Origin of the sequence: Nocardia sp. NPDC005998 (assembly GCF_040614395.1) — a bacterium.
Lineage (GTDB): Bacteria > Actinomycetota > Actinomycetes > Mycobacteriales > Mycobacteriaceae > Nocardia.
Window position 1 is genome coordinate 20,504 of sequence record NZ_JBEXUI010000013.1, and the last position, 15,084, is coordinate 35,587.

At 66.5% G+C, this 15,084-nt stretch carries 18 protein-coding genes; 14 read left to right on the plus strand and 4 right to left on the minus strand.

Annotated features, from left to right (window positions below; genetic code table 11):
- Positions 1 to 102: 102 nt before the first annotated feature.
- Entirely contained in the window at positions 103 to 378 is a 276-nt protein-coding gene (locus ABZ293_RS19345; protein ID WP_355182350.1) for a hypothetical protein, read from the plus strand.
- Here the strand turns inward: ABZ293_RS19345 and ABZ293_RS19350 are convergent.
- Positions 308 to 1,639, minus strand: coding sequence for a nicotinate phosphoribosyltransferase (locus ABZ293_RS19350; RefSeq protein ID WP_355182352.1), 1,332 nt, complete (start codon positions 1,637 to 1,639; stop codon positions 308 to 310). The two genes, ABZ293_RS19345 and ABZ293_RS19350, sit on opposite strands and share 71 nt — an antisense overlap.
- An 83-nt stretch (positions 1,640 to 1,722) precedes the next feature.
- Between ABZ293_RS19350 and clpS the strand changes: the two genes are divergently transcribed.
- The 10 genes from clpS to rdgB all read left to right on the plus strand — a co-directional run bounded on the left by clpS (position 1,723) and on the right by rdgB (position 8,879).
- Complete coding sequence (gene clpS / locus ABZ293_RS19355) at positions 1,723 to 2,043, plus strand: ATP-dependent Clp protease adapter ClpS (protein ID WP_355182354.1); 321 nt, start codon at positions 1,723 to 1,725, stop codon at positions 2,041 to 2,043.
- A 22-nt stretch (positions 2,044 to 2,065) separates the two neighbouring features.
- A complete protein-coding gene (locus tag ABZ293_RS19360; protein ID WP_355182356.1) occupies positions 2,066 to 2,635 on the plus strand; it encodes a DUF2017 domain-containing protein in 570 nt (189 codons plus the stop codon).
- 64 nt (positions 2,636 to 2,699) lie between these two features.
- Entirely contained in the window at positions 2,700 to 3,758 is a 1,059-nt protein-coding gene (locus ABZ293_RS19365; RefSeq protein WP_355182358.1) for a P1 family peptidase, read from the plus strand.
- A gap of 324 nt (positions 3,759 to 4,082) precedes the next feature.
- A complete protein-coding gene (locus tag ABZ293_RS19370) occupies positions 4,083 to 4,505 on the plus strand; it encodes a M67 family metallopeptidase (protein ID WP_355182360.1) in 423 nt (140 codons plus the stop codon).
- A gap of 51 nt (positions 4,506 to 4,556) precedes the next feature.
- Positions 4,557 to 4,829: a MoaD/ThiS family protein gene (locus tag ABZ293_RS19375; RefSeq protein WP_354954923.1), complete on the plus strand. Its 273-nt coding sequence runs from the start codon at positions 4,557 to 4,559 to the stop codon at positions 4,827 to 4,829.
- Between the two features lie 7 nt (positions 4,830 to 4,836).
- Positions 4,837 to 5,799, plus strand: a complete 963-nt coding sequence (locus tag ABZ293_RS19380; protein ID WP_355182361.1) for a cysteine synthase — start codon at positions 4,837 to 4,839, stop codon at positions 5,797 to 5,799.
- 103 nt (positions 5,800 to 5,902) lie between these two features.
- Positions 5,903 to 6,619 carry a rhomboid family intramembrane serine protease gene (locus ABZ293_RS19385; protein WP_355182363.1) on the plus strand — a complete coding sequence of 239 codons (717 nt, stop codon included), beginning with the start codon at positions 5,903 to 5,905 and terminating at the stop codon, positions 6,617 to 6,619.
- A 77-nt stretch (positions 6,620 to 6,696) separates the two neighbouring features.
- A complete protein-coding gene (locus ABZ293_RS19390; RefSeq protein WP_355182690.1) occupies positions 6,697 to 7,461 on the plus strand; it encodes a cyclic nucleotide-degrading phosphodiesterase in 765 nt (254 codons plus the stop codon).
- Between the two features lie 42 nt (positions 7,462 to 7,503).
- Positions 7,504 to 8,274 (plus strand): ribonuclease PH, encoded by a 771-nt coding sequence (gene rph, locus ABZ293_RS19395; RefSeq protein ID WP_354954931.1) that lies wholly within the window; start codon positions 7,504 to 7,506, stop codon positions 8,272 to 8,274.
- Positions 8,274 to 8,879: an RdgB/HAM1 family non-canonical purine NTP pyrophosphatase gene (rdgB, locus tag ABZ293_RS19400; RefSeq protein ID WP_355182365.1), complete on the plus strand. Its 606-nt coding sequence runs from the start codon at positions 8,274 to 8,276 to the stop codon at positions 8,877 to 8,879. Before rph ends, rdgB begins: the two co-directional genes overlap by 1 nt.
- Positions 8,880 to 8,901: 22 nt before the next feature.
- Here rdgB and ABZ293_RS19405 read toward each other — a convergent pair whose 3' ends face one another.
- The 3 genes from ABZ293_RS19405 to ABZ293_RS19415 form a co-directional block, all read right to left on the minus strand.
- Positions 8,902 to 9,258, minus strand: a complete 357-nt coding sequence (locus tag ABZ293_RS19405) for a DUF3817 domain-containing protein (protein WP_355182692.1) — start codon at positions 9,256 to 9,258, stop codon at positions 8,902 to 8,904.
- A gap of 35 nt (positions 9,259 to 9,293) precedes the next feature.
- The gene (locus ABZ293_RS19410) at positions 9,294 to 9,782 is read right to left on the minus strand and encodes a transcriptional regulator (protein WP_355182367.1); all 489 of its coding nucleotides are present in this window, start codon (positions 9,780 to 9,782) and stop codon (positions 9,294 to 9,296) included.
- Between the two features lie 63 nt (positions 9,783 to 9,845).
- Positions 9,846 to 10,721, minus strand: coding sequence for an oxidoreductase (locus ABZ293_RS19415; RefSeq protein WP_355182369.1), 876 nt, complete (start codon positions 10,719 to 10,721; stop codon positions 9,846 to 9,848).
- A gap of 134 nt (positions 10,722 to 10,855) precedes the next feature.
- Here ABZ293_RS19415 and ABZ293_RS19420 point away from each other — a divergent pair, with 134 nt between their 5' ends.
- The 3 genes from ABZ293_RS19420 (at position 10,856) to ABZ293_RS19430 (ending at position 15,025) form a co-directional block, all read left to right on the plus strand.
- Positions 10,856 to 12,889 carry an MDR family MFS transporter gene (locus tag ABZ293_RS19420; RefSeq protein ID WP_355182371.1) on the plus strand — a complete coding sequence of 678 codons (2,034 nt, stop codon included), beginning with the start codon at positions 10,856 to 10,858 and terminating at the stop codon, positions 12,887 to 12,889.
- A gap of 55 nt (positions 12,890 to 12,944) precedes the next feature.
- A complete protein-coding gene (locus tag ABZ293_RS19425) occupies positions 12,945 to 13,592 on the plus strand; it encodes a PadR family transcriptional regulator (RefSeq protein WP_355182373.1) in 648 nt (215 codons plus the stop codon).
- 224 nt (positions 13,593 to 13,816) lie between these two features.
- The gene (locus ABZ293_RS19430; protein ID WP_355182375.1) at positions 13,817 to 15,025 is read left to right on the plus strand and encodes an FAD-dependent monooxygenase; all 1,209 of its coding nucleotides are present in this window, start codon (positions 13,817 to 13,819) and stop codon (positions 15,023 to 15,025) included.
- Positions 15,026 to 15,084: the final 59 nt, after the last annotated feature.

The following is a 15,084-nucleotide window of genomic DNA, read 5'->3' on the forward strand; positions in this document are numbered from 1 at the left end:
CCCAGGATGTCGTGCACCGAGATGTAAACGCTCGGGCTCCTGTCTGTGGATTACATTGTGCCGCCTTATCGATCGGGCGGGCCACGGCACTTGGAGGAACACGTGAACAGCACCGTCAGAATTTCGATCGCATTCTTCATCGGCTACACCGCCTATCTCGCTACCGCCTTTCTGCTCGGCGACCGACCCGATGCGGGCGGTGACTGGGTGCGGCTGCTGATCAAGGGCTTGCTGATCGTGCTGATAGCGGTTTCGACCGTCGAATGGCTGGCCAAGCGGCGCAACGCCCAGGCCGCCGAGTCCCCGGTCAGTTCAGAAATGTCGTCGGAATCGCAGGCTCCCCATCCGACAGTTTCAGGCCCTCCCACGGCAGGCTGACCAGCCCGCGGGAAACCAGTTTGCGACTGTCCGCGAGCGTGGGCAGTCCATCGACCACCTCACCGCCGCGCACCAGCGGAACCAAAAGCTCGCGCATTTCGAATCCGTTTGCGGCGGGCTGGGTTCCGGCGGCCGGGTAGATGATCTCCTCGACCACGGTGCCGGTCGGGCGGGATAGCCGGACCGCCTTTTTGGTGCCGCCGCGTGACTCCTTGTGACTGCTGCGTTTGGCCACGGGCAGCCCGTCCACCTCGACCAGTTTGTAGACCATGCCCGCGGTAGGCGCTCCGGACCCGGTGACCAGCGACGTCCCGACGCCGTAGGCATCGACGGGTTCGGCGCGCAATGCGGCGATCGCATATTCGTCGAGATCGCCGGAGACCACGATGCGGGTCTTGGTCGCGCCGAGCCGGTCGAGTTGTTCGCGCACCTGCCTGGCCAGCACGCCGAGATCGCCGGAGTCGATACGCACGCCGCCCAATTCGGGTCCGGCGACCTCGATCGCGGTGGCCACGCCCTTGGTGATGTCGAAGGTGTCCACCAGCAGGGTGGTGCCGATGCCGAGCGCATCGATCTGGCCGCGGAAGGCGGCCGCCTCGTGCGCGCCGTCGGCGGCGCTGTGCAGCAGGGTGAACGCGTGCGCGCTGGTGCCCGCGCCGGGCACGCCGAAGCGGCGCACGGCCTCCAGGTTGGAGGTGGCGTCGAAACCGGCCAGATATGCGGCGCGCGAGCTGGACGGTGCGGCGAGTTCGTGGGCCCGGCGCGAGCCCATCTCGATCATCCGGCGTCCCGCGGCGGCGCTCACCATGCGTGCGGCGGCCGAGGCGATCGCGCTGTCGTGGTTGAGGATCGACAGGGCCAGCGTCTCCAGCAGGACGCATTCGGCGAAGCTGCCGCGCACCGAAAGGATTGGGGAGCCCGGGAAATACAGCTCACCCTCCGGATAGCCGTCGATATCACCGGTGAAGCGGTAGTCGCGCAGCCAGTCGACGGTCTTCGAGTCCAAGAAGCCCGCCGCGATATCGAGCTCCGGTTCTTCGAAACGGAAGTGCGCCAGTGCGTCCAGCAGGCGGCCGGTACCCCCGACCACACCGTAACGGCGACCATTCGGCAAGCGCCGGGCAAACACCTCGAAGCTGCAGCGGCGCTGCGCCGAGCCGTCGCCGAGCGCGGCCGCGAGCATGGTCAGTTCGTACTGATCGGTCAGCAGGGCGGTGCTGCGCATGTCCACCAAGTCACTGTAGACAGCGGCCGCGCGCATGACGGGCCGGTGCTGCCGGGGCGTCTGCCAAATCCAGGTGTGCGGGTGTTGTGTATCCGGAGTCGAGTCGTACCCTGAGTGTTATGGCCTTGTGCAAAGCGAACGCGACACTGTCGGCGGCACAGGCGACTCCGGAAGCGGTCGAGTACACCGAGATCCTGGAGGCCGAGGACCGTCCGTGGGTGACGGTCGTCTGGGACGATCCGGTCAACCTCATGCACTATGTCGCCTACATCTTCCAGAAGCTGTTCGGCTACAGCAAAGCGAAGGCGACCGAACTGATGCTCAAGGTGCACAACGAGGGCAAGGCAGTGGTGTCGTCGGGTTCGCGGGACAAGATGGAACAGGACGTGCGAAGGCTGCACGCGGCGGGCCTCTGGGCGACCATGCAACGGGATGACTGATCGTACGACTACGCTGACGTCAGTGCGGAAGTGGAGCCGGAAGAACTCGCTGAGCGGCCTCAAGCTGCGATCCGAGATGGACGCGCGTGAGGCTAGCGTGCTGCGGTCCCTGGTCGGTGCGGTCTCCGGGCTGCTGACCGAGCGGGCCGAATCCGCGCCCGCCGACGAGCTCACCGAACTGACCGGGTTGCGTAGCGGCAATACGACGCCGCCCGAGGATCCCCGGCTGCACCGGCTGCTGCCGGACTTCCACCGCAGCGAACCCGGTTCCCCCGACGCCGACCGCGCCGATCTCAATAGCGCCCTGCGCGGCCTGCACGAACCGGAGATCATCGACGCCAAGCTGGCCGCGGGGTCGGTGGTGCTGAATACGGTGCCCACCGACGGCGGGAAGATCGTGCTGACCCCCGAGCAGGCCGATGCCTGGTTGACCGCGCTCACCGATGTGCGGCTGGCATTGGGCACGGTGCTCGGAATCGATGCCGACACACCCGATCACCTCGAACCCGACGACCCGCGCGGGCCGCATCTGGATGTGTACCACTGGTTGACCTGGATGCAGGATTCGCTGCTGCAGGCCCTCGCACCCTGACCGCGCCGCCGCTGGCCGGAAGACGCCATCCTGGATCGGTGCCGAGTAGTCAGGAGCAGCAGCTGTGAATGCGCAAGCGGGAATACGGAATTCGCTCACCGATGTCACCGGGCTGCTGGTCGGTCACCAGCACGCGCTCGATCCGAACGCGACGCTGGGTTCCGGCGCGGCGACCGGCTGCACCGTGGTGCACGCGCCCGGCGGTGCCATCGCCGCGGTCGATGTGCGCGGCGGTGGGCCGGGGACCAGGGAAACCGATCTGCTCGACCCGGGCAACACTGTGCGCCAAGTGAATTCGATTCTGCTCACCGGCGGTAGCGCCTACGGACTCGCAGCCGCCGACGGCGTAATGCGCTGGCTGGAGGAACATCGCGAGGGCATCCCGATGGATCCGGCCGATCGGAACCGCGTGGTGCCCATCGTGCCCGCCGCGGTCATCTTCGATCTTCCGGTGGGGGACTGGGGCATTCGCCCGACCGCCGACTTCGGGTTCCTGGCGGCCGAGGCGGCGGCGGTCGACTTCGAGCGCGGTTCGGTCGGGGCCGGGGTCGGCGCGCGTGCCGGTTCGATCAAGGGCGGCGTCGGCACCGCGAGCGTGGTGCTCGGTGCGGGTCCCGGCGCGGGCGTCACCGTCTCGGCGCTGATCGTCGCCAACCCCGTCGGCTCGGTCTTCGACCCGCGCACCGGCCTGCCCTGGGGCGTCGGCACCGACGGTCCCGAGCACTTCGGGCTGCACCCGGCAACTGTGGACCAACTGGCCGCGGCCAACGCACTCCCGGTCAAGGGCACCGTCCTCAACACCACCATCGGCGTGGTCGCCACCGACGCACCCCTGGACCCCGCGGGCTGCCAGCGCATGGCCGCCACCGCCCATGACGGCCTCGCCCGCGCCATCCGCCCGGCCCACTCGCCCCTGGACGGCGACACCCTGTTCGCCCTCGCCACCGGCACCGCCGAGATCACCACCCTGCCGATGCCCCCGGCCTTCCCGGCCGATCTGCTGGTCCTGGACGCCGTCTGTACCGCCGCGGCGGTGTGCGTAGAACGCGCCATTGTGGACGCCATCCTCTGCGCGCGCTCCGTCGCGGGCATCCCCGCCTACTCCGACCTCTTTCCGCGCTGATCCAGCATGGCCCACGACTGTCGGCCCAGCTCCTGTCGCGGGCTGTGGACGGCGACTGCGGCAATCGGCGCGCGTCGGCGTCGGACGTGATAGGGCGGATGACCGCGAAAGTGTCCGTGTGACTTGGGAACCGCGCTGGTCCGGGCGCGGGTGGCGGGAACTTCGGGTTGCCGACGCTCGATCTCCGGTCTGTGCGGGCACCGGGAGCGTGGCCGACGGAAGGGTACCGGCCGACAGGTGGCCGGGAATAGCCGAATATTCTTGGTCGTTGTCGGGTGCGATATGTCGGCATTTGCGGTGCCGAAATGCGGAAGGGTTTGACTCGTGCTGGTGATAAGGGCCGACCTCGTCGAGGCGATGGTCGCGCATGCGCGCGCCGATCACCCGGATGAGGCGTGCGGCGTCATCGCCGGTCCGGATGGGTCGGATCGACCCGAGCGGTTCATCGCCATGGTCAATGCCGAGCGCTCGCCGACCTTCTACCGGTTCGACTCCGGTGAACAGCTGAAGGTGTGGCGGGCCATGGACGACGCCGATGAGACCCCGGTGGTGATCTATCACTCGCACACCGCCACCGAGGCCTACCCGAGCCGCACCGACATCTCCTACGCGTCCGAGCCGTTCGCGCATTATGTGCTGATCTCCACCCGCGATCCCGAGCAGCACGAGCTGCGCAGCTACCGGATCGTCGATGGTGTGGTCACCGAGGAGCCGGTCGAGGTCGTCGATGCGTACGAGACCGCTTAGGCCCATGTTCAGAAATTTTCAGGCCATGTTCGTCGAATTCGAGGAGTCCCCGTGCCGGTAACCGTGTCCATCCCGACCATCATGCGTGGCCTGACCGGAGGCGAGAAGCGCGTCGACGCGCAGGGCTCGACCCTGTCCGCGCTGATCGAGAACCTCGACGCGAACCATCCCGGCCTCGCCGAGCGGCTGCTCAAGGACGGCAAGCTGAACCGCTACGTCAATATCTACGTCGACGACGAGGACGTGCGCTTCGCGGGCGGCCTCGAGGCGGAGGTGCCGGAGGGTGCGAGCGTCACCATCCTGCCCGCCGTCGCCGGAGGCTGATCGACCCGTGGCGCGCTATGAATCGCTGATCGCGACCCTCGGCAACACCCCGCTGGTCGGGCTGCGCAATCTGTCCCCGCAGTGGGACGGGGAGCACCCGGTGCGGCTGTGGGCCAAGCTCGAGGACCGCAACCCGACGGGTTCCATCAAGGACCGCCCGGCCCTGCGGATGATCGAACAGGCCGAGGCCGACGGCCGGCTCACGCCCGGTTGCACGATCCTGGAGCCGACCAGCGGCAATACCGGTATCTCGCTGGCCATGGCGGCCAAACTCAAGGGCTACCGGCTGGTCTGCGTGATGCCGGAGAACACCTCGGTCGAGCGTCGTCAGCTGCTGACCATGTTCGGCGCGGAGATCATCGATTCCCCGGCCGCTGGCGGTTCGAATCAGGCGGTCGCATTGGCCAAGCAGATCGCCGCGGAGAATCCGGACTGGGTGATGCTCTACCAGTACGGCAATCCGGCGAACGCGCTGGCGCACTACGAGACCACCGGCCCGGAGATCCTGGCCGACCTGCCCGAGATCACCCATTTCGTCGCGGGCCTCGGCACCACCGGCACGCTGATGGGGACCGGGCGGTTCCTGCGGGAAAAGGTGCCCGGCATCGAGATCGTCGCGGCCGAACCGCGCTATGGCGAACTGGTTTACGGACTGCGCAATATCGATGAGGGCTTCATTCCCGAGCTCTACGACGAGTCCGTGCTGACCACACGCTTTTCGGTCGGCCCGTTCGACGCGGTGAAACGCACGCGCGAGCTGGTGCTGGAAGAGGGCATATTCGCGGGCATTTCGACCGGCGCGATCCTGCACGCGGCGCTCGGCGTCGCGCGTAAGTGCGTGCGCGCCGGTCAGCGGGCGGATATCGCGTTCATCGTTGCCGACGGCGGGTGGAAGTACCTGTCCACCGGCGCTTATGACGGGACTCTGGAAGAGGCGGAAGAGCGCCTCGACGGCCAGCTCTGGGCCTGAATCGAGATCCGATCCGGGCGCGATTTGTCCCGGTACCCTCGAAAGAGCGAGCCCTGGCGGGTATATCTCGACGGCCCGGGACTCGCTCGACGAGGAGGTTGCGATGACCGGCGGAATCGGTTCGTCGTTCGATCCGGAGCGGATCGCCGCACTGCGCGCCCAATTGGGTCAGCCGATCGGATCGACTCCCGGTGTGCCGACTCCGGCGAAATCGAGCAACTTCGCTCCCGTCGAACAGCTCTGGCTGCGCGCGGGTGTCATCATCACCGCATTCGTCGCCCTGCTCTATGGCATCGAAGGCGTCGACACCCTCGACGACAATAAACTCGACTACAACGGCATCGAGCCGCGCGAGGCCGATGGCCTGTGGGGAATCCTCTGGGCACCGGTCCTGCACCACGGTTGGGATCATCTGTTCGCCAATACGCTTCCGGTGCTCGTGCTCGGCTTCATCACTCTGCTCGCGGGCATCGGACGCGGACTGGCCGCCACCGCGATCATCTGGATCGTGGCCGGTGTCGGTGTCTGGCTCACCGGTGCCACCGGATCGGTGCATCTCGGCGCGTCCTCGCTGATCTTCGGCTGGCTCACCTTCCTGATCTCGCGTGGCTGGTTCGCCCGCAATATCGCCCAGATCGGAATCGGCTTGGTGGTGCTGGCGATCTACGGGTCGGTGCTGTGGGGTGTGCTGCCCGGACAGCCCGGAATCTCTTGGCAGGGGCATCTTTTCGGGGCGGTGGGTGGAGTGCTTGCTGGCTGGGTACTCTCTGGTGATGAACGTCGACACCGTCGCGGGGATCGAGCCGGAGTCAATGCGTAGTCGCGGATCCACGCGACTCGTAGCGGAATGTGGGGGATCGGTTCTTGAGTGAGAAATCGTCGTGGGAGCATGGGGGAATGCGCCTTACCGTCCTCGGGTGCTCGGGCAGCGTGTCCGGCCCGGACTCCCCTGCGTCGGGGTACCTGCTGACCGGGCCGGATATGTCGCCGGTGGTCATCGATTTCGGGCCGGGTGTGCTCGGCGCACTGCAGCGCTATGCCGATCCCGGTGAGGTCGATATCTTTCTCACCCACCTGCACGCCGATCACTGCCTGGATCTGCCCGGCCTGCTGGTCTGGCGGCGCTACCACCCGACACCCCCGATGGGGCGGGCGATCGTGCGCGGTCCGTCGGATAGCCCGGTGCGCATCGGCAATGCCTCGGCCGAGGTCGGCGGCGAATGCGACGACTGGTCCGACGTCATCGATCACCGGACGTGGGTCGAGGGCGAGGCGGTCGAATTCGGTCCGGGCCATACCGTGCTCGCGCGCCGGATGTATCACCCGCCGGAGTCCTATGGACTGCGCATCTCGACTGCGGCCGGACGGACCTTCGTCTACACCGGCGACACCGCGATGTGCGACGCGGTACTCGAACTCGCGCAGGATGCCGACATCCTGATGTCGGAGGCGTCGTGGACGCACGATCCGGCGAATCGGCCGCCCGGCATCCATCTGTCCGGCGCCGAGGCGGGCATGATCGCGGCGCGCGCGGGCGTGAAAGAGTTGCTGCTCACCCACATTCCGCCGTGGACGTCGCGCGAGGATGTGATCGCCGAGGCGAAGGCCCAGTTCTCCGGGCCGGTGCACGCCGTGGCACCAGGCGAAACCTTCGACATCTGACCGGTTGCCGCGCGCGGCGGGCCATATGACTAGGCTTGGCGCGTGTCGAGACGAGCCGATGGCAGGGCGGACGATGAGCTCCGCGAGGTACGGATCACCCGTGGATTCACCACGCATCCAGCCGGTTCGGTGCTGGTGGAGTTCGGGCAGACCCGAGTGATGTGCACCGCGAGCGTCACCGAGGGCGTGCCCCCGTGGCGTCGCGATTCCGGGCTCGGCTGGTTGACCGCCGAGTACGCGATGCTGCCCGCGGCAACGCATACCCGCAGCGGACGGGAATCGGTGAAGGGCAAGGTCGGCGGGCGCACCCAGGAGATCAGCCGGTTGGTCGGCCGGTCGCTGCGCGCCTGCATCGATCTGGCGGCCATCGGTGAGAACACCATCGCCATCGACTGCGATGTGCTGCAGGCCGATGGCGGCACCAGGACCGCGGCCATCACCGGTGCGTATGTCGCGCTCTCGGATGCGGTCACCTACCTCGGCGCGGCGGGCGGATTGGCCGACCCGCAGCCGATCTCGTGCGCGATCGCGGCGGTGAGTGTCGGCGTCGTCGACGGTCGGGTACGACTGGACCTGCCGTACGAAGAGGATTCGCGCGCCGAGGTCGATATGAATGTGGTCGCCACCGATACCGGCACCCTGGTGGAGATCCAGGGCACCGGCGAGGGCGCCACCTTCCCGCGCTCCACACTGGACAAGATGCTCGACGCGGCACTCGCCGGATGTGAGCGGCTGTTCACGGTGCAGAAAGAGGCACTGGCGCTGCCCTACCCCGGCGTGCTGCCGCAGCCGTCCGAGTCGAAGAAGAAGTGATGTCGCGCCGCGTCCTGGTCGCCAGCCGCAATGCCAAAAAGCTGAACGAATTGCGTCGGATTCTCGCCGACGCGGGTATCGCGGGCATCGAGATCGTCGGGCTCGATGATGTGCCCGCCTACGACGAGGCGCCCGAGACCGGCGCGACCTTCGAGGAGAATGCGCTCGCGAAGGCCAGCGACGGTGCGGCCGCGACCGGATTGCCTTGTGTGGCAGATGATTCCGGTATCGAGGTGGACGCGCTGAACGGAATGCCCGGTGTGCTGTCCGCGCGCTGGTCCGGGAGGCACGGCGATGACGCGGCAAATAACGCGCTGTTGCTGGCCCAACTCGGTGATGTGCCGGATGAGCGGCGCGGCGCGCGGTTCGTCTCCACCTGCGCGCTGGTGGTGCCCGGCGGCGCCGAGACCGTGGTGCGTGGTGAATGGCCCGGCTCGATCGGCCGCAAGCCCGCTGGGGATGGCGGTTTCGGCTACGACCCGCTATTCATTCCGGCGGGCGGCGATATCAGTGCCGCTCAGCTGACCCCGGCGGAAAAGGACGCGGTCTCGCATCGCGGCCGCGCCCTCACTCAACTCCTGCCCGCGCTGTCGGCCCTGGCCTGATCCGACAGCGGTTGTCGGCGGGTCAGAGGTCGAAGTCTCGCTTGACCTTGTTCGCGTTGACGTGCTCGACGAAGAAGGACAGCAGCGGGATGGTGCCCGCGATCAGCGTGCCGACCGTGCGCAGGATCGGCCAGCGCACCTTGACCGCGAGGTCGGCGGTGACCAGCAGGTAGATGAAGTAGACCCAGCCGTGCACGACCGCGATCCAGCTCGGGGTGTGCACGTCGAAGCCGTACTTCGCGATCACCTCGCCGCTCAGCAGCAGCAGCCACAGGCCGGTCGTCCAGGCGAGGACGCGGTAGCGCAGCAGCGCGGGCCTGATCTTCGCGACGCTGGTGCTCGCGGCGGGGGCGCTGGGCCGCGCCGCCTCGGCCGTCAGCGCCTGGCTGGATTCGGTTGAGTTCTCGCTGGTGGTCAACCGGCGCTCCTCTGCGTGTCGCGGGCGTGTAGGCCCGCATCCCGGACTTGTTGGTCGATGTCGCTGGCGTGTAGCTCGGCCAGATACCTGTTGTATTCGGCGAGTTCCGGATCTTCGTCCCGGATGGCCTTGGGGCGCTCGGGCAGCAGGCCCGCCGGAATCTCGCGCGGCGCATCGGCTTTCGCGGATCGCCGCGCCAAGGTCCGTGCCGCCTTCGCCGGAGCCTGCTCGGCCGTCGGCTCCTGCGCGTCCTCCTCCGATTCGGATTCGGTCTCCAGTCGCACGAACCGGAAGTACGCGAAGACCGCGAATCCGGCGAACAGCGGCCACTGCAGTGCGTAGCCGAGATTCTGGCCGGTACCGCTGGCCGATTCGAACCGCTGCCACTGCCACCATCCCAAGGCCAGACAGGCGAGGGCGGCCACGATCACCAGCACAATAAGGGCCGGGCGATTGTGTGCCGAGCGGCGAGGTGGAGCGGACACGGTTACTACGGTACCCGTCTACTACACGGTACGTAGGAGCAGGTCGGCGGCGCGGTCGCGCCTTCAGAACTTGTAGGTGATCCCGGTCATCCGCTCGGATTCCTCCCAGAGGCGGCGCAGCAGCTCCGGGTTGTTCGAGAGTTTGCTCGACGGCGAGGGCTCGACCGGGCCCTGGGTCTGGAACAAACGGTTCGGACCCCAGTAGATGGTGGGATCGGCATCGGGCATGGTGGCCGCGAACAGGGTGGACTGGGCGGCCTTGGCCGGGGGCTGGCCGATGATGCGGATGAACGGTTTGCTGAACCGGTCCAGCGGGGTCTCGGTCCTGGCGAACAGATCGGTCGCGGAGACGCCGGGGTGCACTGCGTAGGAGCGTTTGGTCGATGCGGCCTCGGTCAGCCGTCGCTGCAGTTCGCGGGCGAACATCAGGTTGGCGAGTTTGGCCTGGGCGTAGGCGAGGTTGCGCCGGTAGCGACGGTGCTCGTAGTTGAGATCGTCGATCCAGAGTTTCGGGGTCTGCTTGTGCGCGATGCTCGCCAGGCTCACCACCCGATCGCGCAGGCGATCGAGCAGCAGTCCGGTCAGTGCGAAATGGCCGAGGTGGTTGACGCCGAACTGGGTCTCGAATCCGTCCTTGGTGCGCGAGAACGGGACGTTCATCAGACCGGCATTATTGATGAGCACATCGAATTCGCCGGTCTTGTCGGCGAATTCGCGCACCGATGCCAGATCCGCCAGATCCAGTCGCTCGACCCGGATATCGCCATCGATCCGGTCGGCGATCGGCTGCGCCTTCGCGACATTGCGGCAGGCCATGACCACCGTGGCACCCTTGCTCGCCAGCACGGTGGTGGTCTCGACGCCGAGGCCGCCATTGGCTCCGGTCACAATGAAGGTACGCCCGCTCTGGTCGGGTATTTCATTCGGTTTCCACGCCATGAGCTGACCTTACTCTGGAGTAAGTTTCGGGGGAAGGGTGGCGCGCATCGGATCGCGGATTCGAGTGGTTGCCGGGTGGTTCGCTGCCGTGTCGCTGGATAACTGGAATGACGGCAACCGACCATACTGGGTCAATGACCGGTGCACTCGCTGTCGCCGAAAAAGTTCCTGAACCGTTGAGCAAGGCCAAGACCAATATCGTGTTCGCCACGATTGTGCTGGGCATGTTGCTGGCGGCCTTGGATCAGACGATCGTGTCCACCGCATTGCCCACGATCGTCGCCGATCTCGGGGAGGCCGGGCGGATGGCGTGGGTGGTCACGGCGTATCTGCTGGCGGAGGCGGTGGCGACCGCGCTGGCGGGCAAACTCGGCGACCTCTTCGGTCGCAAGCTGATCTTCCAGCTCAGCGCGCTGATCTTCATTGTCGGTTCGATGATCGCGGGCCTGGCGAACGGGATGACGCTGCTGATCATCGCCCGCGGCATCCAGGGTTTCGGCGCCGGCGGCCTGATGGTCACCGCGATGGCGCTGATCGCCGACACCATTCCGCTGCGGCAGCGCGGCAAATATCAGGGTGCGCTCGGCGCGGTCTTCGGCGTCACCACGGTGATCGGCCCGACATTGGGCGGGTTGTTCACCGACCACGCCAGCTGGCGGTGGTGTTTCTACGTCAATGTGCCAGTCGCGGTGATCATGATCGCGATGGCTGCGCGCACGATTCCTCGGATGCGGGCCGTCGTCAAGCCGATCATCGACTACGCGGGTATCGGGCTGGTCGCGGCCGGTGTCTCCTGTCTGATCCTCGGGCTGGAGTGGGGCGGACAGGAGTATCCGTGGGGCTCACCGATGATCATCGGCCTGTTCGCGGCCGCGGTGGTGCTGCTGGCCACATTCGTCGCGGTGGAGTTGCAGGCCAGGGAGCCGATGCTGCCGATGGGGCTGTTCCGCAGCCGCGTCTTCACCGTGTGCTCGATCCTCAGCTTTATCGTCGGGTTCGCGATGCTCGGTTCAATGACCTATCTGCCCGCGTATCTGCAGTACGTGAACGGTGTTTCGGCGACCGTATCCGGGGTGCGCACCTTGCCGCTGGTGGTCGGGTTGTTCGTCACATCGATCATCTCCGGGCAGGTGGTCGGCCAGACCGGTCGCTACAAGTACTTCCCGATCGTGGGCACGCTGGTGATGGCGCTCGGGCTGTATCTGATGTCGACCATGGGCCGGACCACCAGCGTGTGGTTGGAATCGCTGTACATGCTCGTGCTGGGGCTCGGCCTCGGCCTGACCATGCAGGTGCTGACCATCGTCGTGCAGAACACCGTGCCCTATGCCCAGCTCGGCACCGCGACCTCGGGTGTCGCCTTCTTCCGCACGGTCGGAAGTGCCTTCGGCACCGCCATTTTCGGAACGTTGTACACCGATCAGATCGGTCCCAATCTAACCGATGCGCTCATGCAGGTCCGGGTCGTGTCACCGGAGGTCGCCGCGAATCCGCAGTCCTTGCGGGCGCTGCCGACCGAGGTGTCGGCGCCGATCATCGACGCATACGCCGATTCCATCGATCACGTTTTCCTGTGGGTGGTGCCGGTCGCGCTGGCCGGATTCGTAGTCGCCTGGTTCCTGAAGGAGGTGCCGCTGCGCGATAGCGCGCGGGCGGGTGCGACGGATGTGGGCGAGGGCTTTTCGATGCCGGAGCCCTCGGACCGCTTGGTGTACCTGGAGCGTGCCGTCTCGGACACCATGCGGAAGGCGCGGGCCGAGGGACCCGTCGCTCCGCGCATCCTCGCCGACGCGGGCAGTGATCTGAGTCGCGGCGAAGCCTGGGCGCTGGGGCAGGTCTACCTGCACACCCGGATCAGGGGTGCGGCGACCCTCGACGCGATCGCGGAGGTGCACAAGCTACCGGATGAGGTCATCGAACCGATCTACGACCGGGTGATCGGCCGCGGATTTCTGACCGAAGACGCTGGTGGCCTGCGGCTTACGGATACGGGCCGGGCCGAAGTCGACCGGATCCGGGCATCGTGGCAGCGCTGGCTCGGCGCCCGGCTCGACGACTGGGACTGCTCCGATCCCGCCGACCGGGCGCTGCTCGATCAGGCCCTGGCGAATATCGCCGCCAAAATCCTCGATGAGCAGGCCAGGGAGCAGGAAGTCGCGCACGTCTAATACTTGCGCCCGAATACTCGTAGACGTATATTCGTAGACGAGTAAGGAGGTGCCCATGGCCACGAAGCGCAAAGTGAACAATCTGCTGGCGCTGGCGGTGCTCGCCGCTGTCATCGAACGGCCGATGCACCGCTATGAAATCGCGTCGAAGATCCGTGAGCGCGGCAAGGACCGCGATATGGACGTCAAGTGGGGTTCGCTGTACACCGTGGTGCAGAACATGGAGAAGGCGGGCTTCCTCGAGGTTGTCGGCAGTGAGCGCGACGGTGCTCGGCCGGAACGCACGATCTATGCGATCACCGATGCCGGTCGGGTCGAAATGGCCAACTGGACAAGGGAATTGATCGCCGAACCGGAACCGGAGCCCAACCGGTTCATCGCCGGACTCTCCGTCGCGGCGGGGCTGCCGCCGGACGAGGTCGTCGAGTTACTCGGCCAGCGCATCGGCGCGCTGAGCCGCACCATCGACGCTGCGCGCCGAGAACTCGATCAACTCGCGGCAGCCAATCTGCCCAGGCTGTTCGTCATCGAAGCCGAATACGGCGTGGCGATGCTGGAAGCCGAGGCCGAGTGGGCGGCGTCGCTGCGTGACGAGATCGCCGCTGGCGCATTTCCCGGTGTCGATCTCTGGCGGCATATGCATGCCGTCGGCATGACGCCCGCCGAGGTCGGCGAGCTGGTGGAAAGGGGGATCACGGAATAGACGTGCGCTCCGGATTCCGGCAGGCACCGGGCGGAGCGATCAGTTGAGACCAGGCCCGGCGGGGTGCGGCAACACCGCCGCCGAGCCCGATGAAACCGTCTCGAACCGCGTCCGCATGCGCGCACCCGGCTACAAGGCTGGCAACCACAGGATAACTGGGTGTGCGGTGGGGCGGTCGGTTCGGGCTTCGAATGAACCCGTATCGCACACATTGGAGTACACCCATGTCCACCACAGAAACAGCCATTGTCATCGGCGGTGGTATCGCCGGACCGGTCACCGCCACCGCACTGCACAAGGCGGGCATTGCTGCCCGCGTCTACGAGGCCTATCCCGGTCCGACGTTCGGCGTCGGCAGCGGGCTGGCTCTGGCGCCGAATGGTGTTGCCGCCCTTGACATTATCGGCGCTGGCGATTTGTTCCACGCGATCGCGAGCCCGGTATCGCATACCCAAATGTCGGTCGGCGGCAAAGTGCTGCGGATGCCGGACATTCCGGACGTGCCATCGTTGAAAATTGTCGACCGCAACGAATTACACCGGACGCTGCACGACCACGCGGTCGCCACGGGTATTCCCTTCGAGTACAACAAGCGACTCGTAAGCGTCGATGAGGATGCCGACGGCATTACCGCGCACTTTGCCGATGGCAGTTCCGCCACCGCCGATGTGCTGATCGGCGCGGACGGCATTCGATCCACCGTGCGCGGTCTGATCGATCCGAAGAATCCGGGACCCGAGTACACCGGTATGATCGGATTCGGCGCGATGATCGACAATGAAATCGGACTCGCCCCGGAGACAATGGTTTTCGCATTCGGGAAGAAGGCCTACTACCTCTACGGAACGGTCGGCGACGATAAGATCATGTGGGGCGCCAACCTGCCGCACAAGGAGTACCTGACGCTGACCGAGGCGCGGGCGATTCCAGCCGAGCACTGGTTGCGAATCCTGCGGGAGACCTATGCCGAGGACACCCCGGGCGGTGAATTCGCCAGAAAGACCACTGCGGCAAATCTGGAAACGACTGGGGCACTCCACATTATGCCGTCGGTGCCGACCTGGCACCGGGGACGCATGGTACTGGTCGGGGATTCGGTGCACGCGCCATCCAATAGTTCGGGCCAGGGGGCGTCGATGGCCATCGAGAGCGCGGTGCAGTTGGCGCGGTGCCTGCGGGACCTGCCCGGGCACAGCGCGGCCTTCGCCGCCTATGAAGGGTTGCGGCGGCCGCGGGTGGAGAGTGTCACGGCCCGGGGGCGCAAGATCAACCACAGCAAGACACCGGGGCCGGTGGCGCGCCGGATGATGCCATTGCTGATGCCGCTGCTGATGAAGGGGATGAACCTGGAGAAGACGATGGGTGCCGAGCAGCGGTATCGGATCGATTGGGATGCGCCGGTGCAGCGGGAGTTGGCCGCTTCAAGGGCGTAGCGGGATGTTGCCTGTCCCCCGATGTGGGGGCAGGCAACATTCGGTTCCGGTTTCGAACC

Excerpts from the sequence above, each read along its gene's own strand:
- ABZ293_RS19350 (WP_355182352.1), bottom strand. The coding sequence starts at position 1,639 with ATGCGCGCGGCCGCTGTCTACAGTGACTTGGTGGACATGCGCAGCACC.
- clpS (WP_355182354.1), top strand. The coding sequence starts at position 1,723 with ATGGCCTTGTGCAAAGCGAACGCGACACTGTCGGCGGCACAGGCGACT.
- ABZ293_RS19425 (WP_355182373.1), top strand. The coding sequence starts at position 12,945 with ATGGCCACGAAGCGCAAAGTGAACAATCTGCTGGCGCTGGCGGTGCTC.
- ABZ293_RS19420 (WP_355182371.1), top strand. The coding sequence starts at position 10,856 with ATGACCGGTGCACTCGCTGTCGCCGAAAAAGTTCCTGAACCGTTGAGC.
- ABZ293_RS19430 (WP_355182375.1), top strand. The coding sequence starts at position 13,817 with ATGTCCACCACAGAAACAGCCATTGTCATCGGCGGTGGTATCGCCGGA.
- ABZ293_RS19390 (WP_355182690.1), top strand. The coding sequence starts at position 6,697 with ATGCGCCTTACCGTCCTCGGGTGCTCGGGCAGCGTGTCCGGCCCGGAC.
- ABZ293_RS19385 (WP_355182363.1), top strand. The coding sequence starts at position 5,903 with ATGACCGGCGGAATCGGTTCGTCGTTCGATCCGGAGCGGATCGCCGCA.
- ABZ293_RS19415 (WP_355182369.1), bottom strand. The coding sequence starts at position 10,721 with ATGGCGTGGAAACCGAATGAAATACCCGACCAGAGCGGGCGTACCTTC.
- rdgB (WP_355182365.1), top strand. The coding sequence starts at position 8,274 with ATGTCGCGCCGCGTCCTGGTCGCCAGCCGCAATGCCAAAAAGCTGAAC.